The 21,083-nt window shown below is 61.4% G+C and carries 17 protein-coding genes, 1 tRNA gene and 1 pseudogene; 14 read left to right on the top strand and 5 right to left on the bottom strand.

The features are described from left to right. Nucleotides 1–18: 18 nt before the first annotated feature. Nucleotides 19–1,545: a proline--tRNA ligase gene (gene proS, locus SKA58_RS06580; RefSeq protein ID WP_009821606.1), complete on the top strand. Its 1,527-nt coding sequence runs from the start codon at nucleotides 19–21 to the stop codon at nucleotides 1,543–1,545. Nucleotides 1,546–1,605: 60 nt separating this feature from the next. Here the strand turns inward: proS and hslU are convergent, their stop codons facing one another. Beyond that, the gene (gene hslU / locus SKA58_RS06585) at nucleotides 1,606–2,724 is read right to left on the bottom strand and encodes an ATP-dependent protease ATPase subunit HslU (protein ID WP_009821607.1); all 1,119 of its coding nucleotides are present in this window, start codon (nucleotides 2,722–2,724) and stop codon (nucleotides 1,606–1,608) included. 204 nt (nucleotides 2,725–2,928) lie between these two features. Further along, entirely contained in the window at nucleotides 2,929–3,498 is a 570-nt protein-coding gene (hslV, locus tag SKA58_RS06590) for an ATP-dependent protease subunit HslV (protein ID WP_037542208.1), read from the bottom strand. A 174-nt stretch (nucleotides 3,499–3,672) separates the two neighbouring features. Between hslV and SKA58_RS06595 the strand changes: the two genes are divergently transcribed. The 3 genes from SKA58_RS06595 to SKA58_RS06605 all read left to right on the top strand — a co-directional run bounded on the left by SKA58_RS06595 (nucleotide 3,673) and on the right by SKA58_RS06605 (nucleotide 6,443). Beyond that, nucleotides 3,673–3,861 (top strand): hypothetical protein, encoded by a 189-nt coding sequence (locus tag SKA58_RS06595; RefSeq protein WP_037542210.1) that lies wholly within the window; start codon nucleotides 3,673–3,675, stop codon nucleotides 3,859–3,861. Between the two features lie 162 nt (nucleotides 3,862–4,023). Then, a tRNA-Val gene (locus tag SKA58_RS06600) sits at nucleotides 4,024–4,098 on the top strand. 116 nt (nucleotides 4,099–4,214) lie between these two features. Continuing rightward, nucleotides 4,215–6,443, top strand: coding sequence for a S9 family peptidase (locus tag SKA58_RS06605; protein ID WP_009821611.1), 2,229 nt, complete (start codon nucleotides 4,215–4,217; stop codon nucleotides 6,441–6,443). A gap of 9 nt (nucleotides 6,444–6,452) precedes the next feature. Here SKA58_RS06605 and SKA58_RS06610 read toward each other — a convergent pair whose 3' ends face one another. After that, complete coding sequence (locus tag SKA58_RS06610; RefSeq protein ID WP_009821612.1) at nucleotides 6,453–7,163, bottom strand: class I SAM-dependent methyltransferase; 711 nt, start codon at nucleotides 7,161–7,163, stop codon at nucleotides 6,453–6,455. A 157-nt stretch (nucleotides 7,164–7,320) separates the two neighbouring features. Between SKA58_RS06610 and SKA58_RS06615 the strand changes: the two genes are divergently transcribed. From SKA58_RS06615 to SKA58_RS06635, 5 genes are read left to right on the top strand one after another with little or no spacing between them, the layout of a single operon-like run. Then, nucleotides 7,321–8,346 carry an aspartate-semialdehyde dehydrogenase gene (locus tag SKA58_RS06615; RefSeq protein ID WP_009821613.1) on the top strand — a complete coding sequence of 342 codons (1,026 nt, stop codon included), beginning with the start codon at nucleotides 7,321–7,323 and terminating at the stop codon, nucleotides 8,344–8,346. 7 nt (nucleotides 8,347–8,353) lie between these two features. Beyond that, entirely contained in the window at nucleotides 8,354–9,037 is a 684-nt protein-coding gene (locus tag SKA58_RS06620; protein WP_037542211.1) for a DUF2238 domain-containing protein, read from the top strand. Continuing rightward, nucleotides 9,037–9,798: an alpha/beta fold hydrolase gene (locus tag SKA58_RS06625; protein ID WP_037542693.1), complete on the top strand. Its 762-nt coding sequence runs from the start codon at nucleotides 9,037–9,039 to the stop codon at nucleotides 9,796–9,798. The genes SKA58_RS06620 and SKA58_RS06625 overlap by 1 nt, the downstream gene beginning before the upstream one ends. Nucleotides 9,799–9,850: 52 nt before the next feature. Further along, on the top strand, nucleotides 9,851–11,671 hold the full coding sequence (locus SKA58_RS06630; RefSeq protein ID WP_009821616.1) for a M2 family metallopeptidase: 1,821 nt from the start codon (nucleotides 9,851–9,853) through the stop codon (nucleotides 11,669–11,671). A gap of 31 nt (nucleotides 11,672–11,702) precedes the next feature. Beyond that, a complete protein-coding gene (locus SKA58_RS06635) occupies nucleotides 11,703–12,848 on the top strand; it encodes a GGDEF domain-containing protein (protein WP_037542213.1) in 1,146 nt (381 codons plus the stop codon). A gap of 8 nt (nucleotides 12,849–12,856) precedes the next feature. On the opposite strand, the gene SKA58_RS06640 is transcribed toward SKA58_RS06635, so the two are convergent. Together SKA58_RS06640 and SKA58_RS06645 are read right to left on the bottom strand one after the other, a co-directional pair. Beyond that, the gene (locus SKA58_RS06640; protein ID WP_009821618.1) at nucleotides 12,857–14,311 is read right to left on the bottom strand and encodes an AMP nucleosidase; all 1,455 of its coding nucleotides are present in this window, start codon (nucleotides 14,309–14,311) and stop codon (nucleotides 12,857–12,859) included. Between the two features lie 79 nt (nucleotides 14,312–14,390). After that, on the bottom strand, nucleotides 14,391–14,873 hold the full coding sequence (locus SKA58_RS06645; RefSeq protein WP_009821619.1) for a peroxiredoxin: 483 nt from the start codon (nucleotides 14,871–14,873) through the stop codon (nucleotides 14,391–14,393). A gap of 144 nt (nucleotides 14,874–15,017) precedes the next feature. Between SKA58_RS06645 and SKA58_RS06650 the strand changes: the two genes are divergently transcribed. The 5 genes and pseudogenes from SKA58_RS06650 to SKA58_RS06670 all read left to right on the top strand — a co-directional run bounded on the left by SKA58_RS06650 (nucleotide 15,018) and on the right by SKA58_RS06670 (nucleotide 21,083). Continuing rightward, on the top strand, nucleotides 15,018–15,578 hold the full coding sequence (locus SKA58_RS06650; RefSeq protein ID WP_009821620.1) for a YqgE/AlgH family protein: 561 nt from the start codon (nucleotides 15,018–15,020) through the stop codon (nucleotides 15,576–15,578). Between the two features lie 139 nt (nucleotides 15,579–15,717). Beyond that, nucleotides 15,718–17,129 (top strand): annotated as a pseudogene (gene ahcY, locus SKA58_RS06655) (adenosylhomocysteinase). Nucleotides 17,130–17,300: 171 nt separating this feature from the next. Continuing rightward, nucleotides 17,301–19,649 (top strand): sensor histidine kinase, encoded by a 2,349-nt coding sequence (locus tag SKA58_RS06660; RefSeq protein ID WP_009821624.1) that lies wholly within the window; start codon nucleotides 17,301–17,303, stop codon nucleotides 19,647–19,649. Next, nucleotides 19,642–20,100, top strand: coding sequence for a tRNA (adenosine(37)-N6)-threonylcarbamoyltransferase complex ATPase subunit type 1 TsaE (gene tsaE, locus SKA58_RS06665; RefSeq protein WP_009821625.1), 459 nt, complete (start codon nucleotides 19,642–19,644; stop codon nucleotides 20,098–20,100). Before SKA58_RS06660 ends, tsaE begins: the two co-directional genes overlap by 8 nt. Continuing rightward, the gene (locus tag SKA58_RS06670; RefSeq protein WP_198005949.1) at nucleotides 20,097–21,083 is read left to right on the top strand and encodes an aminoglycoside phosphotransferase family protein; all 987 of its coding nucleotides are present in this window, start codon (nucleotides 20,097–20,099) and stop codon (nucleotides 21,081–21,083) included. The genes tsaE and SKA58_RS06670 overlap by 4 nt, the downstream gene beginning before the upstream one ends.

Here is a 21,083-nt window from a genome sequence, read left to right on the forward strand (position 1 = left end):
CAGCCAAGGCCAGCCATCGTGAAGCACGCTCTTTCCGTTTCCCGCGAACAGGATTTCGCCGCCTGGTACCAGGCTGTCATCGCCGAAGCCGACATGGCGGAGGAAAGCGGTGTGCGCGGCTGCATGGTAATCCGCCCCTGGGGCTATGGCATCTGGGAGCGGATGCAGAAGCTGCTCGATGAGCAGATCAAGGCGACCGGCCATGAAAATTGCTATTTCCCGCTGTTCATCCCGCTGTCCTACTTCGAAAAGGAAGCCGAGCATGTCGACGGCTTTGCCAAGGAAATGGCGGTCGTCACCCATCACCGGCTGATTCAGCAGGACGGCAAGCTGGTGCCGGATCCCGAAGCAAAGCTGGAAGAGCCGCTGGTCGTGCGTCCCACATCGGAGACGGTCATCGGCGCGGCGTTCAGCCGCTGGGTGCAGAGCTGGCGCGATCTGCCCGTGCTGATCAACCAATGGGCCAATGTCGTGCGCTGGGAAATGCGCACGCGCATGTTCCTGCGCACCGCTGAGTTTCTGTGGCAGGAAGGGCATACCGCGCACGCGACGGTCGGTGAAGCCATGGACGAAACACTCAAGATGCTGGAAGTCTATCGCGCCTTTGCCGAAGAGTGCGTGGCGATGCCGGTGATCGCCGGCGAAAAGCCGGAGAATGAGCGTTTTCCCGGCGCAGTCGCCACCTATTCGATCGAAGCGATGATGCAGGATGGCAAGGCGCTGCAGGCAGGCACCTCACATTTTCTGGGCACGACCTTCAGCCAGGCGCAGAATATCAAGTTCCAGAATGCCGAAGGGCAGCAGGAACTGGCGCAGACGACCAGCTGGGGCGTTTCCACCCGTATGATCGGGGGCCTTATCATGACGCATGGCGATGATGACGGCCTGCGTGTCCCGCCGCGCGTCGCGCCTTATCAGATCGTGATCGTGCCGATGCTGCGCGACACGGAGGAGGACGCGGCGATTGTCGAATATTGCACGAATCTGGTTCATCGTCTGAACCAGCTGGACGCATTCCGCGAACCGGTGCGCGCGCTGCTCGACAAACGGCCCGCGAAGGCCGCGACCAAGCGCTGGGGCTGGGTCAAGAAGGGGGCGCCGATCGTGATCGAGGTCGGTAGCCGCGACGTGGCGGGCGGTAATGTATCCGTCATCCGCCGCGACCGCCTGTACCGCGAGGACGGCAAGCTGGACAGCCGGATCGTCGCCAAGGATGATCTGGTCGGGAGCGCGGCGTCGATGCTGGAAGAGGTTCAGGCCGCTCTCTTTGCAGATGCCAAGGCGCGACTGGACGGGGCCATTGATGAGACGATCGCAGACATCGATGCGTTGAAAGCCTATTTCACGGCCAGCAAGAAGCCGGGATGGGCGCTGGTGCAGTGGGCCAAGCCTACCGGCGCTGAACTGGAAAAGGTCGTTCAATGGCTTAAGGGCGAAAAGCTGACGCTACGCAATGTCCCGAACGATGCGGCGGCGGCCAACGGCGTGTGCATCTTCACCGGCGGCGCTGCGGTCGAGCGCGTACTTGTAGGCCGCTCCTACTAAAGTTTAGCGATCGCTGGCGAAATCGAAACATGCGTCTCGACTTCGCCAGCATGACCTTCGTTACAGCACATATTTGCTAAGGTCGGTGTCGCGCGCCACCGCGCTTAGTTGCTTTTCGACATAGGCGGCGTCGATCACCAGCGTTTCGCCGCGCCGATCCTCCGCATCGAAGCTGACATCTTCCAGCAGCTTTTCCATCACCGTCTGAAGGCGGCGGGCACCGATATTCTCGACCTCGCTATTCACCTCTGCGGCAATCTTCGCGACGGCGCGAATGCCCTCGGGCGTCAGGTCGATCGTCACCTCCTCGGTTGCCAGCAGCGCGCGATATTGCGCGACCAGGCTTGCCTTGGTGTCGGACAGGATGGCGACGAAATCCTCTTCGGTCAGCGCCTTCAATTCAACACGGATCGGTAGCCGGCCCTGCAATTCAGGGAGCAGATCGCTGGGCTTGGCAACGTGGAACGCGCCGGATGCTATGAAGAGGATGTGATCGGTCTTGAGCGGGCCATATTTGGTGGCTACGGTCGTCCCTTCGATGAGCGGCAGCAGATCGCGCTGCACGCCTTCGCGGCTGACCGATCCGCCTCGCACATCGCTGACCGCGATCTTGTCGATTTCGTCCAGGAACACGATGCCATTTTGTTCAGCGCTGCTGATGGCGACGCGGGCGACGTCGTCCTGATCCAGCCTTTTGTCCTGCTCTTCCTCGACCAGCTTGTCCCAGGCATCGGCAACACGCATTTTGCGCCGCTTCTTCTGGGTCTGCCCGAACGCCTTGGACATCATGTCGGACAGGTTGATCATGCCGACCTGACCGCCCATACCGGGTATCTCCATGGGCATGGACGGGCTGTCGGCGACGTCCACCTCCACCTCGACCTCGTTCATCTGGTCATTCTCTATCTTCTGGCGGAACGACAGGCGCGTAGCCTCACTTGCTTCCTTGCCGGTCAACGCATCGAGCAGCCGCGCCATCGCGGCTTCGGACGCCGCTTCGCGCACGGCCTCACGGCGGCGATCCTTTTCCAGACGCACCGCTTCCTCGACCAGGTCGCGGACAATCTGCTCTACGTCCCGGCCGACATAGCCGACTTCGGTAAACTTGGTTGCCTCCACCTTCACGAACGGAGCGTCGGCGAGTTTTGCCAGACGGCGGCTAATTTCGGTCTGCCGCACCCCGTTGGGCCGATCATCAGGATGTTTTGGGCGTCACCTCGTCGCGCAGATCGGCGGACAGATGCTGGCGGCGCCAGCGGTTGCGCAGCGCAACGGCGACGGCGCGCTTGGCATCTGCTGTCCGATGATGTGCGCGTCCAACGCAGCGACGATGGCTTTGGGCGTAAGATTGTCGTTCATAATCTCTTCTTGGGAAACTGGAGGTCAGGCGACGCTGTCGAGCGTTTCGATCGTCAATTGGTCATTGGTGTAGACGCAGATGTCGGCAGCGACGGCCATGGCCTTGCGCGCCAGTGCTTCAGCGTCCTGTTCATAGTCCATCAGCGCCCGGGCCGCCGCGAGCGCGAAATTACCCCCCGACCCGATCGCTGCGACGCCATTCAATGGTTCGAGGACGTCGCCATTCCCTGTCAGGATCAGAGTTACATCCTTGTCGGCGACGATCATCATCGCCTCCAGGTTGCGCAGATATTTGTCGGTGCGCCAATCCTTGGCCAGTTCAACGGCGGCGCGCATGAGCTGGCCATTGTGGCGCTCCAGCTTCGCCTCCAGCCGTTCGAACAGGGTGAAAGCATCGGCGGTAGCACCGGCAAAGCCGCCAATCACGCTGCCATCATGCAGGCGGCGGACCTTGCGGGCGTTGGGTTTCATCACGGTCTGGCCCATGGACACCTGACCGTCGCCGGCCACGACGACTTTGCCATTTTTTCGAACGGACATGATGGTGGTGCCGTGCCAGACCGGCATGGAAGATGCGCGAGGTTGATCGTTCATGCCGCGCGATATGGGACGCGAGGAAGAACCGCGCAAGAGACGGCGTTGCGCCGTAGGCTGTGTCATTAATACGACAGATATATTTCAAAGCTGTGCCGGAACCAAACTGGGTCAATTGACATTGTGCAGCGCACAACAAATGATCAGCTATCGGTTTCGACAGGAGCGACATGGATGACTCTCAAGGCCAGGGCCATGGAAAAGGTCGAGCGCGCGGGGATATCCAACTACAGCTTTGATGAGGATGTGCTGGTCATGTGTGGCATACGCTACACGATCGATGTGTGCGATTGTGGTGAAGCGAATTGCGACGGCGTCAAATTGACCAGACACTTGGCCGCCATCAATCGCAACCTGCAATAGATATGGCATTTGCGGGATAATGTCTCCGGCGCCGCTCGAAAGGGCGGCACGGATGCGGCAGGGCGGTCAACTGGCATTCACCAGAGCCATTTTACTACCGATGGGCGCGAAGCGGTTGACAGGGCCCGTCGCCGGTGTCAAAGGCCGCCTCCTCCTTTCAGGGGGCGCGTAGCTCAGCGGTAGAGCACACCCTTCACACGGGTGGGGTCACAGGTTCAATCCCTGTCGCGCCCACCATCATCCCGGCGATGATGGCTGGACAGGATATTTCCCGGCATTGATCTTTTCTTGTCCCAAGCGCTAAGCCAGCGCCTTGAAGCGGTGCGTTTGCGCGCCAATCGGAAAGGATCCTCATGCCCCCTTATCTGCAATTCGGCGCGGTCCTTGGCGCATTGATCGCCATCCAGAGCGCGCCGGCCCATGCGGCCGATAGCCGCAAACTGACATTGGAACGCGTTTTCGCCAGTCCGGATCTTGCCGGCCCTCAGCCCCGCGCGCTCAAGCTTTCGCCCGATGGCACGCTGGTCACATTGTTGAAGCCGCGCGCGGACGAAAAGGAGCGGCTCGATCTTTGGGCCATCGACACCCGTACCGGGGCGGAGCGAATGCTGGTCGATTCCAAGAAGACCGGTAGCGGCGCGGCCTTGAGCGAAGCGGAAAAGATGCAGCAAGAGCGGGACCGCTCTGTTGCGGGAAGCACCGGCATCACCAGTTATGACTGGTCGCCCGACGGGAAAACGATCCTGGTTCCCGTCGATGGCGACCTGTATCTCGCCGCGCTGGATGGCAAGGTGAAGCGGCTGACCGATACGCCCGGCGGGGAACTCAATGGCGTGGTCAGCCCCAAAGGCGGGTTCGTCTCGTTCGTCCGTGACGGCAATCTGTTCGTCCAGCCTATCGGAGGCGCAGAGCGGCAGGTGACCCAAGGCGCGAGTGAAACGGTCAACTGGGGCGTTGCCGAATTCGTCGCGCAGGAAGAAATGGATCGCCGCACCGGCTATTGGTGGTCCCCCGACGATAAGATGATCGCGGTCGCCCGCGTGGATGAAAGCCCGGTCGGGATCGTCACTCGCACGGCGATCGGCGGCGAAGGCACCACGGTCTATCAACAACGCTATCCCGCCGCCGGCACGCCCAACGCCATTGTGGACCTGTTCGTCATGAAGCCTGACGGTTCGGGGCAGGTCCAGGTCGATCTTGGGCCGAACAAGGATGTTTATCTTGCGCGGGTGGACTGGTCCAAGGACGGCCGCACGCTCTTTGTCCAGAGGGAAAGCCGGGACCAGAAGCGGCTCGATCTGCTTGCGGTGGACCCGATGACCGGCAAGGCACGGATCGTGCTGACCGAAGAGGCGAAAAGCTGGATCAACCTGTCCAATAATTTCCATCCTTTACGTGACGGCAGCTTTTTGTGGTGGTCGGAACGTTCGGGCCATGGCCATCTGTATCGCGTTGCCGGGAAAAAATGGACCGCGCTCACCAATGGCGATTGGGAAGTGCGCGACGTCGTCGGCGTGGATGAGGACAAGGGCCTTGTCTACTTCACGGGCAACCGCGAAACTCCGCTTGAGCAGCAGCTCTATGTGGCCTCCCTCGCCACGCCGAGCCCAGCGCGACTGTTGACCAGCGCAGGATGGTGGAATGACGCCGTCATGGACGATGCGGCAAGCCGGGTCGTGGTGTCGCGTCAGAACACGGATCAGCCCAAGCAGGTCTATCTGGCCGATAGCGACGGAAAGCAATTGCAATGGTTGTCGCAGAACGCATTGACCGGGGATCACCCCTACGCGCCCTATGTCGCAAGTCACGTGAAGACACGCTTTGGAACGGTGAAAGCGAAGGATGGCACGACGCTCTATACCAAGATGCTGACGCCGCCGCTGGAGCCGGGCAAGCGCTATCCGGTCTTCATGATCCATTATGGCGGCCCCGGTGCTGGCCGGCAGGTGACGAATAGCTGGTCGGGCGCGCTCAACCAGTATCTGGTCGATCGTGGCTGGATTGTCTTTGCCATCGACAATCGTGGCACGCCCGATCGCGGCAAGGCGTTCGAGGATCATCTCTATCGTGCGATGGGCACGGTCGAGGTGGAGGATCAGTTGAAGGGCGTCGAATGGCTGAAAAGTCAGCCCTTCGTCGATGCTGACCGGATCGCCACCTATGGCTGGTCCTATGGCGGCTATATGTCGCTCAAATTACTGGAAAAGGCGCCAGGGATATTTGCCGCCGCTGTGGCAGGCGCCCCGGTGACGAAGTGGCAGTTGTACGACACCCACTATACCGAGCGCTATCTGGGGAAACCCCAGGACAAGCCAAGCGCCTATCCGGCTGCCGGCGCGGTCGAAGAGTCGGTCAAGATCAGCGATCCGCTATTGCTGATCCACGGCATGTCCGATGACAATGTCGTGTTCGACAATGCCACCGCGCTGATGGCGAAGATGCAGGGCGCGGCGGTGCCGTTCGAGATGATGGCCTATCCAGGGCAGACGCATCGCGTCGGCGGGCCGGGCATCAGCGTGCATCTGTGGCGCACGATTGAGAATTTCCTGGCAGACCATGCCGGCGGCCCGAAACGCGAATAGGCGATTGCGCTATCGCCAGGCGTGAAACACCGCCCGGCGATAGCGGTCCTTGCGGCGGAAAGGCATGGCCCATTTGCGCCACCCCCGGTTATCGAGCGCTTCGGGCATGACCGCGAAACGCGTATAGCCAAAGCGGCGGCACATTTCGCGCAGCGCCAATATGTTGGGCGCCCAGAAGTTGGTGGGGTCCCTGTCCAGCTCCAGTTCGGTGAACAAACGCATCGCCGGCACTGGTTCATGACGCAGCGCCGTGACCGTTTCCAGCACCAGATGATCCCGGCTCATCGCGGCGGCGGCTTCCAGGATGCGATAGGGGTCGGTGACGTGATAGAGCACACCGAGCAGCAGCACGGTGTCGAAATGGCCCAGTTCCTCGACCCGATGCTGAGCCACGTCGAGGTCGAGCGACCTTACCCTGGATCCGAAGCGCGCATGGGCGTGGTCGAAGCCCCGCTTGTCGCCCCAGCCCTGGCCGGACCAGCAGAAATGATCGGTGGCCAGTACCTCGGCCGCGCCGCGTCTTTCGGCTTCAAAGGAGAAAAATCCGTCCCATGCGCCAATGTCCAATATGCGCCGACCTGCAAGCGGTTGATTGAAAATCTGGTCCGCCTCCTCGCGGAGGGATGCGAGCGGCTTTATGCCTTCGACCCGCTCTCCATCGGGAAATTCGAAACTGTGGAACCAGCGCTGGGGCAGAGGCGGCAACGAACGGGACGACATCAACTGATATTCCGGTGACAAAGGGGAAAGGGGGCCGCCGACTATGCCGTGGCGGGAGCGCGCTATGGGATCGAAAAGCCCTTCTTTCTGGACAAACGCCCCAGTATCGTTATGCCGCCCCCACCGCAATATGTGCATCGGAGTGGAGTTTTCAGTCATGGGTTACAAGGTCGTCGTCGTCGGAGCCACCGGGAATGTGGGCCGCGAAATGCTGACCATTCTCTCTGAGCGAGAGTTCCCGATTGACGAGATCGCGGCGGTCGCATCCCCCAGGTCGCACGGCACCGAAATCGAATTCGGTGAAACCGGCAAGATGCTCAAATGCAAGAATATCGAACATTTCGACTTCACCGGATGGGACATCGCCCTGTTCGCCGCGGGGTCCGGTCCAACGGCCGAATATGCGCCCAAGGCGGCGGCCGCGGGCTGCGTCGTGATCGACAATAGCTCACTCTATCGCATGGACCCGGACGTGCCCCTGGTCGTGCCCGAGGTGAACCCGGAAGCGGTCGACGGCTATACGAAGAAGAACATCATCGCCAATCCCAACTGCTCGACCGCGCAGATGGTCGTGGCCCTCAAGCCTCTGCATGACGCCGCGACGATCAAGCGCGTCGTCGTCGCCACCTACCAATCGGTATCGGGCGCCGGAAAGGCGGGAATGGACGAGCTGTTCGAGCAGAGCCGCAACATCTTTGTGGGCGATAGCGCCGAGCCCAAGAAGTTCACCAAACAGATCGCCTTCAACGTGATCCCGCATATCGACGTGTTCCTGGACGATGGGTCGACCAAGGAAGAATGGAAGATGGTCGCGGAAACCAAGAAGATCCTCGACCCCAAGGTCAAGGTCACGGCGACATGCGTGCGCGTGCCGGTGTTCGTTGGCCACAGCGAAGCGCTCAATATCGAGTTTGAGAAGGAGATTTCGGCCAAGGAAGCGCAGGATATCCTGCGCGAAGCGCCGGGCATCATGCTCGTGGACAAGCGGGAAGATGGCGGATACGTCACCCCGGTCGAATGCGTTGGCGACTATGCGACCTTCATCAGCCGCGTGCGGGAGGATTCGACCGTCGAAAACGGCCTGAACATCTGGTGCGTCAGCGATAATCTGCGCAAGGGCGCGGCGCTGAACGCCGTGCAGATCGCCGAACTGCTGGGTCGGCGTCACCTCAAAAAGGGCTGAATGCCCTATGGTTTCCGGCGTTGGCAGGGCGTGGCGCGATGTGCCGCGCCCGCAACGCGGGATGATCCTGCTGTTGCTGGCGGCCATCGCGCTCGCCAATGTAAGGCAGCCCTTTCCCGAACTTGCTCCGCTCCAGCATGGTCCGACGCTTGTTCTCGCGCTCGTAGCCCCGGGACTCGTGCGTCGCTGGCCCCTTTCTGATCGGGCCGTTGGCTGCGTCTGGCTCTTCCTGTTGCTGCACACTTTCGCTGCGCGCTGGATTTACAGCTATGTGCCCTATGATGACTGGGCGCGGATGCTGACCGGTCATGACATTTCCAGCTTTATGGGCCTGCGCCGCAATGGGTTCGATCGCCTCGTGCATTGCGCGTTCGGCGCGTTGCTGATGATGCCATTGGCGCAAGTCGCGCTTCGCCATGGTGGGATGTCGCACCGCTGGAGCCTTGCCTTCGCCTTTGCCGCGATCGGGCTTGGCAGCGCGCTCTACGAAATCTTCGAATGGCTTCTTACCGTGTTTGTGGCGGGCAACACGGCAGACTATTATAACGGCCAGCAAGGCGATCCCTGGGATGCGCAAAAAGACATGGGCATCGCTCAGGCCGGCGCGGCGCTGACACTCATCCTGCTGTTGCGCCAGGGCCACCGACCCCATATCGGCAAGTTGGATTTGCCGAATAAGGAACAGCGATGATGACCGACCTGCTGATCGAACGCCGTGATGTCAAAGGGTTCGATGGCCTGCCGATCGCCGTGCATATGGTGGGGCAGGGGCGGGACCTGGTGCTGATCCACGGTTATTTCTCCAACGCCTGGACCAATTGGATCCGCTATGGCCATGCCGCGAAGCTCGTAGAGGCGGGATTTCGCCTGATCCTGCCCGACCTGCGCGGGCACGGGGAAAGCGCCAAGCCGCATGACGCCGCCGCCTATCCCGCAGACGCACTGACGGACGACAATCTGGGTTTGATCGAGCAACTGGACCTGACCGACTATGATCTTGGCGGCTATTCGCTGGGCGCGCGGACGACTGTGCGGATGCTGGCGCGCGGCGCGACGCCCCGCCGCGTGATACTGAGCGGCATGGGCCTGCGCGGCCTTACCCAGACGCTCGACAATGGCGGCTATTATACCAATGTGCTCACCAACCTCGGTACCTTCGCGCGCGGCACGTCAGAGTGGATGACCGAAGCCTTTTTAAAGACGACCAAGGGCGATCCGGTCGCGCTGCTGCACATTCTCAACACCTTTGTCGATACGCCGGCCGACGTCATCGCCAATTTTCCGCAGCGGGCGGCTGTCATCTGCGGAGCGGATGACGATAGCAACGGGAGCGCCCATGAATTGGCGGACATATTGCGCGACGGGCATTATTTCGAAGTGCCCGGCAATCATATGAACGCTGTGACGCGCAAGGAGCTGGGGCAGGCGATGGTGGATTTCCTCACCGCTTGACTGTGTCGGTGGAGCAAGTCAGTCTCCGGGCATAACGTTCAGGGGACTATCCATGAAAATCGCGATTTCGCTGGCCGCACTTGCGGCCGCTCTTGTTGCCACGCCGGTGATGGCGCAGGCCGCGCCTGCCGCTGCGCCGACCGCAGCCGAAGCGGAAGCCTTTCTGAGGAAAGCGGAAAAGGCGCTGTTCGACCAGTCGATCATCAGCGGTCGGGCCGCATGGATCAATGCAACCTATATCACCGACGACACTGACGCGATCGCATCCTATTTCGGCGCAATCGATACGAAACAGCGCGTCGATTTCGCTTTGGAAGCGGCTAAATATGCCACAGCGCCGGGCCTGTCAGCCGAAACCAGACGGCGGCTCAACCTGCTGCAGACCGCGTTGACGCTGCCGGCGCCCACCACTGCTGGCGCAGCCGAGGAACTGAACGAACTCGCGACAAAGCTTCAGTCGGCTTATGGCAAGGGTAAAGGGACGCTCAAGGGCCAGCCGATCAACGGCAGCGACATAGAAGAGCAGATGGGGGTCAACCGCAATCCCCAGGAACTCAAGGAAATGTGGGTCAGCTGGCATGACAATGTCGGTGCACCCATGCGCGACGATTATGTCAAACTCGTCGGCATCGCCAATGCAGGGTCCAAGGAACTGGGTTTTGCCGATACAGGCGCCATGTGGCGTTCCAAATATGACATGCCAGCCGATGACTTCGCCAAGCTGACCGACAAGATCTGGGCCGAGGTCAAGCCGCTCTATGACGAGCTTCATTGCTATACCCGCACCAAGCTCAACGAAAAATATGGTGATGCCGTTCAGCCAGCGACCGGTCCGATCCGCGCCGATTTGCTGGGCAATATGTGGGCGCAGGAATGGGGGAATATCTATGATATCGTCGCGCCCGCGGGCGCCGGTGATCTGGGTTACGACGTCACCGAATTGCTGACCACGAAGGGCTATGACCCGGTGAAGATGGTCAAGGCGGGTGAGGGGTTTTACAGTTCCCTCGGCTTCGATCCGCTGCCCCAGACATTCTGGGAACGCTCGCAGATCGTAAAGCCGCGCGACCGTGAAGTCGTATGCCATGCCTCGGCCTGGGATCTCGACAATAAGGACGACATCCGCATCAAGATGTGCACCAAGGTGAATGGCGACGATTTCGTCACCATCCATCACGAACTGGGGCATAATTATTATCAACGCGCTTATCAGATTCAGAAACCGCTCTACCTCGACGGCGCCAATGACGGTTTCCATGAAGCGATCGGCGACTTCATCGCCCTGTCGATCACGCCCGATTATCTGGTGAAGATCGGCCTGCTCGATCCCGCCAAGGTGCCGGGGTCGGACAAGGATCTGGGGCTGCTGCTACGCCAGGCGATGGACAAGGTCGCCTTCCTGCCCTTTGGCCTGCTTATCGACAAATGGCGTTGGGGCGTTTTCGATGGGTCTATTCCGCAGGATCAGTATGAAAAGGGCTGGAACGACCTGCGCCTGCAATATCAGGGCATTGTGCCGCCGGTTCCGCGCGACGAGACGAAGTTCGATCCGGGCGGCAAATATCACATTCCGGGCAATACGCCTTACACCCGTTATTTCTTGGCCCGCGTGCTGCAATTCCAGTTCTACGAAGCCGCATGCCGCCAGGCCGGATGGAAAGGCCCGCTGCACCGCTGTTCCTTCTACGGCAACAAGCAGGTTGGCGAAAAACTGAATGCCATGCTGGAAATGGGGGCGTCAAAGCCATGGCCCGACGCGCTTCAGGCGTTCACGGGCAAGCGGGAAATGTCCGGCAAGGCGTTGGTCAATTATTTCGCACCATTGCAGAAGTGGTTGATCGAACAGAATAAAGGTAGGTCTTGTGGCTGGTAACGCTCAATAAAAGTTGGTAAACGGCCGGTTCATGAGTGGGCCGGCTATCCTTCTTTCGCTGCTGTTCGGAACTGCCGTTGTGATGACGATCGCCTTGGCGATCGCCTTCGCACATTTCGGCAGGCAGAGGCATGTCCTGACATGGACCGCGTCCTATGCGGTCGGCGTCCTGCAATGGCTGGCGAACGCCGCGGGGTTTTTCCTGCAAAGCGCCGCGATGTTCATCGTGACCGGAACAGCGCTGGTCGTCAGTGCTTCGCTATTGGCGATCGGCATTCGTCAAAGATCCAGCCGACGCGTCAACATCATGGCTTTTGCCGCACCAGCGGCAATCGTCTGCGTAATGATAGCGGTGGCGATCGGCTTTTTTGGCAATCAGGTCCTTCAGGGCATGATCATACCAACATATGTCGGGCTGTTGCTGCTCGTCAGCGCCGCATCGCTCTGGCCGATCGACCGGGCGATGACGCCTCCGGAAAAGGCGTTTTTCGCCTTTCTCATTCTGTTCGCGCTTTGCCAGTTGGCGCTGGCTGTATCGGCCACTTTCATTCGCAGTGCGAGCGAAGGGAAGGACCTGTATCGCAACATCCTGAGCCTTGGCATGCCGACCATATATGTCGGCACGGCGGTTTCCGCCGTGCTGGTGGTTGCGGGCGACCTGGCCCAGCAGTTGCGCAGCCAGATGCGTCACGATCCGCTGACGGAAGTGCTCAATCGTCGCGGACTGGAAGAGGCCGCGTCGCAGGCCATTGCCCAGGCCCGTCGCCACGGCCGCCCCTTGTCACTCGTGATTTGCGATCTTGATGGCTTCAAGGCGCTCAATGACAATCACGGCCATATTGCCGGCGATCACGCGCTCAAGGGCTTTGCGCAGTTGCTGATCCTGGCGGTGCGTCGCGGTGATATCGTCGGGCGGATGGGCGGCGACGAGTTCGGCCTGCTGCTACAGGATAGCGACGCCCAGGCGGCGGCCGACGTGATGGAGCGCGTGCGCCTGGAAGTTGCGCATCTTTCCCTGCCGAAGGTGCCCGAAAGCACGCTACGCGCCAGTTTCGGCGTCGCCGCCTTGCTTCCCGAAGACTTGACGCTCGAAGATATGGTTCACCGCGCCGATGAGGCGCTCTATAGCGCGAAGAAGCTGGGCAAGAACCGAGTCAGCATCGCCGGCGCTGCATGATCCACCTGTCAGCGGAAGGGCGGTTCGTTGAATGCCCGCAGCTTGCGACTGTGCAGTTTCGCGCCCTGCTGCCGCAATAATTCGCATGTCATGATACCGACGCGCAAATGCCCGGCTATCGCTTCCTCATAAAAGCGATTGGCCTGGCCGGGCAGCTTAAGTTCGCCGTGAATGGGCTTGTCCGAAACGCACAGCAACGTGCCATAGGGCACGCGGAAGCGATAGCCTTGAGCGGCGATCGTGGCCGATTCCATGTCGATTCCAACAGCGCGCGACAGGCTGAACCGCAGCGCCGAATGCGAATAGCGCAATTCCCAGTTACGATCATCGGTCGTAACCACAGTCCCGGTGCGCAGGCGACGCTTGAAATCCTCCGGATCGTTGCCGCCTAGTACCGTTTCGGCCGCAGTCGCCATGGCGACCTGAACTTCGGCAATGGCGGGCACGGGAATTTCTGGCGGCAGCATCGCGTCCAGCACCTTGTCATCGCGCAGATAGGCGTGGGCCAGCACATAGTCGCCGATCCGCTGGCTCGGTCGCAGCCCGCCGCAATGGCCGATCATCAGCCAGGCTTCCGGGCGCACAACCGCCAGATGGTCGCAAATCGTCTTGGCATTGGCCGGCCCGACGCCGATGTTCACCAGTGTGATGCCGCTGCGATCGGGCGCCATCAGATGATAGGCGGGCATCTGGTGCTTGCGCCATGCACCTTCCGCAATGGCGGCATGGGGGTTGGCGGTTTCGTTCGTGACATAGACGCCGCCCGCGCCGGACAGGCCAGTGAAACGGCTGCCTTCGCGTTGCAACTCGCCACAGGCCCACGCAACGAATTCATCGACATAGCGATGATAGTTGGTGAAGAGGATGTAACGCTGCACATGCTCGGCCGGCGTGCCGGTATAATGTTTCAGCCGTGCCAGTGAAAAGTCGGTTCGCAGGCCGTCGAACAAGGCGAGGGGCCTGTCGCCATCCACATCCGGCATAAACAGGCCATCGGCAATTTCGTCACCAATCTCCGCCAGTTCGGTTGCGGGGAAGTGTCGCGCCAGTTCCGTTGGCGGCGTTCCATCCAGCGCATTGATGTCCAGCCCGTCGAGCACATAGGGGAAGGGGATTTGCTGGTTACTGGGCCCGACGTCGACCTCTACCCCATAATCCCGCACAAGCAGGTCGATCTGCTCAGCGAGATAATCCGAAAACATGGTTGGCCGCGTGATCGTGGTCACATAGCGGCCCGGTTTCGACAGGCGCGCGAAGGATCGACCAAGTGGCGGCACGTCGCTGTCGCGCCGATAGGTGATGCGCAGTTCAGGATAGCAAAAGCGGCGGTCGTCGCGGGCTTCTGGGGGCGGCACGCTGCCATCGCGGGCATAAGCGCGCATCGCTTCGCGCAGCGTTTCAATGGCGGTCTGGTAGATCTGGTCGATTTGCCCGACCGTGGCTTTGCCGATGCTCTGAGTCATCGCCTCCCGTTACCGCCTTTCGATGACGGAAGGAAGACCGCGCGCCAGTCTTGTGAAAGCTGGCGCGCGGTGCGGAGGATCAGAGCTTTTCGAGCATATATTCAGCCGAAGATACCTTGAAATCACCAGGCTCTTCGACATTGAGGTCTTCGACGACGCCGTCCTTGACGATCATCGAGAAGCGCTGGCCCCGCGTCCCCAGGCCGAACTTGCTACCATCCATGGTCAGACCCACGGCCTTGGCGAAATCGCCATTGCCGTCGGCGAGCATGGTCACCTTTTCATCGGCGCCGGCCGATTTGCCCCAGGCCCCCATGACAAAAGCGTCATTGACGGCGGTGCAGGCGATTTCGTCCACGCCCTTGGCCTTGAGCGCATCGGCCTTTTCGATGAAGCCAGGCAGATGCTTGGCGGAGCATGTGGGCGTGAAGGCGCCAGGCACCGAGAAGATGGCGACGGTCTTGCCGCTAAAATAGTCATCCGACGATACCGGCTCTGGGCCGTTTTCCGTCATCTTGGTGAAGGTGGTGCTGGGAATGCGTTCACCCTTGGAAATCGTCATGCTGTGTCTCCTGCCTATCTACGCGCCGGGAGGTCGGTTGCGACCAGCGGGATGTCAAGGCGCGGATGCACGAATATGACAGGGCGCCCCGAGCGCCGGCCCGACTGTCCTTGGCAAGCATGGTAAGCCTTCTATATTCAGATCATGGATCAGGCCCAATTTTATGGCGGCAATTTCTTGCTCGCCCTCCCCGGCATGCAGGATCAGCGGTTCGATCATTCGGTGCTGGCGCTGTGCGTGCATGACGCGGACGGTGCGCTCGGGATCGCGGTAAGCGACGAAATGGAGGGGCTGGGCCTCCGCGAATTGCTGGAAAGCTTCGATATTGACGCCAGCAAGGTGCCCGATACGCCAGTGCTGCGCGGCGGCCCGGTGGAGCCGCGACGGGGTTTCGTGCTCCATTCGCTCGATTGGGCCGGACAGGACATGATGCAGGTCAATGACCAATGGGGCCTGTCGGGGTCGCTGGACATATTGAAGGCGATCGCCGAACAGCGTGGACCCAGCCGCTATCTTGTGGCGCTGGGTTATGCCGGCTGGGGCGCGGGGCAGCTTGAGGAGGAAATGACCGGCGAAAGCTGGTTCTTGGCCCCTGGTAATGCCGACCTGCTGTTCAACACACCTGCACGACGCAAATGGGCTGCGATCTTTGCTGCATCGGGCGTCGATTCCACGCATCTCGTCGGCGGGGCCGGACTGGCATGATTCGCCATCGCTACGCTACATAAAGAAAACTTTATATCGAGTTGCCTTGATCCGCGCCGATTGGTAAGGCGCGGATCATCCCGCCGCCGGATTGTCCGCCGGCGCGCATCTGACATTTTTCAAGAACGGAGACACGCCCGTGGCCACCGCCCCCGCTGCCCAGACCCAGGATTATGTGATTGCCGACATCGGCCTTGCCCGTTTCGGCCGGAAGGAAATCGATATCGCCAAAACCGAAATGCCCGGCCTCATGGCCCTCCGTCAGGAATTTGGTGCGGCGTATCCTCTGAAGGGCGCGCGCCTCTCCGGTTCGCTGCACATGACCATCCACACCGCCGTGCTGATCGAGACGCTTCATCGAGACCGGCGCTGAACTGCGCTGGGCGTCGTGCAACATCTTTTCGACCCAGGACCACGCCGCTGCCGCCATCGCGTATCGCGGTTCCCCGTTTTCGCCGTCAAGGGTGAGACGCTGGAGGAATTTGGGATTATGTCGTCTAGATTTTCGACTGGGGTCAGGACCCGACCTGCAACATGATTCTGGACGATGGCGGCGACCCCGCTATGGTCGCCCTTGGGGGCGCCCGCGTCGAAGCGGGCTAGGCGCTGTTCACGCCCGATAACGAGGAAGAGGAAATCTTCGTCGCGACGCTGAACCGCTTGCTGGCTGAACTTCCGGGCTATCTCACCAAGACCGTGCAGGCGAGCCAGGGCGTATCGGAAGAGACCACCACGGGGGTGCATCGCCTGTATGAATTGGCAAAGAACGGCAAGCTGCCTTTCCCGGCGATCAACGTGAACGACAGCGTCACCAAGTCCAAGTTCGACAACCTCTATGGCTGCAAGGAAAGCCTGGTCGACGCGATCCGCCGCGCGACCGACGTCATGCTGGCGGGCAAGGTCGCGGTCGTCGCGGGCTTTGGTGACGTGGGCAAGGGCAGCGCTGCCTCGCTGCGCAACGGAGGCGCGCGCGTGCTCGTGACCGAAGTCGATCCCATCTGCGCGTTGCAGGCGGCGATGGAGGGCTATGAGGTCGTAACGATGGAAGAGGCCGCGCCCCGCGCCGACATCTTCGTCACCGCGACCGGCAATGCCGACGTCATCACCGTCGACCATATGCGTGCGATGAAGAATATGGCGATCGTCTGCAACATCGGTCACTTCGACAGCGAGATTCAGATTGCGGGCCTCAACAATATGAAGTGGACCGAGATCAAGCCGCAGGTCGACGAGGTTGAATTTGCCGACGGCAAGAAGATCATCGTGCTGGCCAAGGGGCGTCTGGTCAATCTGGGCTGCGCCACCGGCCATCCCAGCTTCGTCATGTCGTCCAGCTTCACCAACCAGGTGCTGGCCCAGATCGAACTGTGGACCAAGGCAGACGATTATAAGAACGAAGTCTATGTCCTGCCCAAGCATCTGGACGAAAAGGTGGCCGCGTTTCACCTCGAAAAGCTGGGCGTCAAGCTGTCCACGCTCAGCCAGAAGCAGGCCGACTATATCGGCGTGCCGGTCGAAGGCCCGTTCAAGCCCGATCACTACCGCTACTAAGACCGACACCGAGAGGGGGAGGCTGAAACGCCGCCCCCTTTTCCGTTCAGCGATCATCATTCTGCCTGTGAATCTTTGAGCCAGCCGCTTCCCGCCATGCGCGATCTGCGTTAGGTCGGTGGCACTTATGATGAGAGACAGGCAGGTTCTGCACATGGTGGGCAAGCGCCTATGACGACGCTCTCGCCTGTCGCGGCCATGATTTTGGGGATCGTGCTGGCCCTATGGCTGGGTGCGGCCATCTGGGCGGTGATGAGCGGCCAGCGCATGCGCCGGGAAGGAACGCAGTCGCAAGGCAAGCTCGACCGTTTGACCATGCTGCTCGCGTCGGCCCCGGCGGCTCCGGTCATTGTCCACCCCGACGGCCGGCTGGAGGCTGCGGACAGGCTGGCCAAATGGCTCGGCCGCACCCGCGCGCCCAATTTCCTTTCGGAACTGACCGCCGAAGATGGCGGGATCGAGCCGGAAGATGCGCATGCGCTCGCTCAGGTCATCGCTGCCGCCCAACGCGCCGGCAAAAGCTTCGCTCTGCCCGTTCGCGGCATCGATTCGACTCGCTTGCTGCTTGTGCGCGGCGCGCCCGCCGGCCCTGAGCTTGCGGAAAGCGGCGGCGTTCTGCTGTGGATTTTTGATGCAACCGACAGCCAGGCCGAAATTCAGTCCCTTCGAAGCCAGGTTGCGCAACTGCGTGATGCGTTGGAGGCGCTTGCCGGGCTCGTCGAAGCGGCGCCCTTTCCCATGTGGCATCGTACCCCCGACCTGCGGCTCAGCCTTGTCAACAGCGCCTATGTCCGCGCTGTCGATGCCCAGGACGCTGCCGATGTCATCACCCAAGGCATCGAGCTGGTCGAATCCGTAGGTGGCGTCCCGCCGGAAGCGGCTGCGGCCGATGCGATGGCGCGCGACCAGCTGGTCGAACGCATGGTGCCGGCCACGATCGACGGCGAGCGCCGGATGATGCGGGTCGTCGACGTGCCGTTGGGCGATGCGGGGATAGCCGGCTACGCGGTCGATCAGCATGAACTGGAGCAGGCGCGGGTCGAGGGGCGGCGGCTTGAAGCCGCGCAGCGTGACCTGCTGGACCGTTTGTCTGCGGGCGTCGCGCGCTTTGGTCCGGACCGTATGCTGCGCTTCTGGAACCAGCCCTTCATGAGCCTTTTTGGCCTGCGGCAGGAGGCTCTGGCGGATGCGCCGGTTTTCGAACGTGTCCTCGACCAGATGCGCGACGCCCGCCGCTTGCCTGAGCATCGCGATTTTCCGGCTTGGCGATCCGAACGGCGTGACTGGTTCCTCTCGCCTGAACCGGTGGAGGAGAATTGGCTGCTTCAGGACGGCACGCATTTGCGCGTCTACGCCCAGCCGCTTCCCGATGGTGGGCTGCTCCTGATTTTTGAAGACCGTACCGAACAGGTCCAATTGTCGAGCGCGCGCGACACGCTGTTGCGGGTGCGGACCGCCACTTTCGATAATCTGTTCGAATCGATTGGTGTCTTTGCCGCTGACGGCCGCCTGCAAATGTGGAATAGCCGTTTCCGCACGATCTGGGGCGCGAGCGAGGAATTGCTCGCCACTCATCCGCGCATCGACGATCTGATGCGCGACGTGCAATCCCGCCTCGCCAAGCCCGAACAAGGCAATCTGGTGCGCGAACTGGTGCGGGCCGCCACCGTGGAACGTAAGCAGCGCATGGGGCATGTCGGCTTTGCCGATGGCCGCATTTTCGAATTCGCAGCCATTCCGCTGCCCGATGGCAACGCCCTGTTCACCATGCTGGACGTGACGGACAGCCGCCGGGTCGAACAGGTGCTGCGCGACCGCAATGAGGCGCTGGAACAGGCGGACAAGATCAAGACGGCCTTCGTCACGAATATGAGCTATGAACTGCGCACGCCGCTGACGACCATCGCGGGTTTCGCCGAAATGATGAGCGCGGGCTATGCGGGCGAACTTTCTGAACCGGCCAAGGACTATGTCTCGGGGATCCTGCAGAGCACCGGCCGCCTGTCGATGCTGATCGACAATGTGCTGGACCTGACGCAAAGCGAAGCAGGCACCTTGCCGATCGAGCGGCTTCCGCTCGATCTAGGCGATCTGGCCCGCGCGCGCGTCGAACGGTTGCGGGCAGAGGCGGTGGCGAAGGGTATGGACCTGGCGCTCGACCTCACGCCAGCGGTGGGCGTAGTGCGCGGGGACGAACGGCGGATCGGCCAATGTATCGACCATCTGCTTGAGAATGCATTGACCTATTGCAGCCGGGGCGCGCGCATCCTGCTGCATGGCGATGGCACGGCCGATCGCGCGCGCATCGTCATTTCTGATAATGGACCGGGCATTCCGACCGAGCGTCAGCGGGCTATTTTCGAGCCGCTGGTGCGGGCGGAACAGGCGCGTAGCGGTGCCAAGGCAGGCATGGGTCTGCCCCTGGCCCGCCAATTGGTGCAGGCGCATGGCGGGACGCTGAAGCTTGTATCAAAGAAAGGGCAGGGGACGATGATCCTGATCGAACTACCCCGTGGCTGACCTGGCGGTCGATCTCCCCGACGAGTCGGCAATGGTCGCTTTCGGTCGACACCTTGCCCGGCACGTACGCATCGGTGATGTGATCGCGCTGGAGGGCGGGCTTGGCGCGGGCAAGACCACGCTGGCGCGCGGCTTGCTCAAGGCGCTCGGCCTGCAAGGCGAAGCGCCGAGCCCGAGTTTCGCGATCGTTCAACCCTATGACGTGCCCGAAGTCAGGGTGCCGGTGACGCATGTCGATCTTTACCGGCTGGACGATGTGGCGGAAGCCGACGAGTTGGCGCTGGGCGACTATTTGATGGACGGCCTGCTGTTGATCGAATGGCCCGATCGGCTGGGAACCTCGCTCTGGCCGCACAGCCTGCGCCTCACCATAGAGATATTGGAGGATGGCGCGCGACGCTTGACAGCGGACGTGCCGGACGCTTGGACGGATCGATGGTCCCAGATTTGATCCCGCCCGTTGCCGCTCCCGCTTTTCTCGCCGAGGCAGGGTGGGGGGAGGCCGCGATCCTGCCTTTGGCATGCGACGCATCCTTCCGCCGCTACTTCCGCGTTGTCAGGTCTGGCGGGCAGGCCGTGTTGATGGACGCTCCGCCGCCGCAGGAAGACCCGCGCCCTTTCATTGCGATTGCCGAACGGTTGCGGCAGGACGGATTTGCCGCACCGCGCATCCTGGCGCGCGATCTGGAGCGCGGCCTGGTACTGATCGAGGATTTCGGCGACCTGCGCGTCAAGGAGCATCTGGATGTGCATCCGGGTGATGAACTGGCCGTCTATACGCGCGCGGTCGATCTGCTGGCGGAACTGCACCGACTGCCGCCAGCCGACCTGCCGCCCTATGACCGCGCCGTATACCAGCGCGAAACGGGGCTTTTGACCGAATATTACTGCCCCGCTGTTGGCCTTTCGGTCGATGTCGATGCCTATGTCGGCGTGTGGGACCAGGTGCTGCCCCTGATCGAACGGTCGGTCAGCGCGCCGGTCACTGTCCTGCGCGACTATCATGCGGAAAATATCATGCTGATCGACGATCCGACGTCGCATGGCCTTGGGCTGCTGGATTTCCAGGATGCCCTGGTCGGCCACCCTGCCTATGACCTTGTATCCCTGTTGCAGGATGCGCGGCGCGACGTCCCGCCGGCGGTGGAGGCTGCGATGCTCGATCATTATCGCGCCATCGCGTCGCCGCCAGCGGATTTCGACGCGGCCTATGCCGTGCTTGGCGCGCAGCGCAACGCCAAGATCATCGGCATTTTCACACGTTTGTGGAAGCGGGATGGCAAGCCGCGCTATCTGTCCTATCTGCCGCGCATGTGGAGCCTGCTGGAGCGCGATCTCGCCCATCCTGCGCTGGCGCCGGTCGCTTCATGGTTCGCGCAGAATATTCCGGCGGAAAAGCGGCATAGCGCGCTTGAAGCCTACGCGCTGGCATAA

The organism is Sphingomonas sp. SKA58 (assembly GCF_000153545.1).
Classification (GTDB): Bacteria; Pseudomonadota; Alphaproteobacteria; order Sphingomonadales; family Sphingomonadaceae; genus Sphingobium; species Sphingobium soli.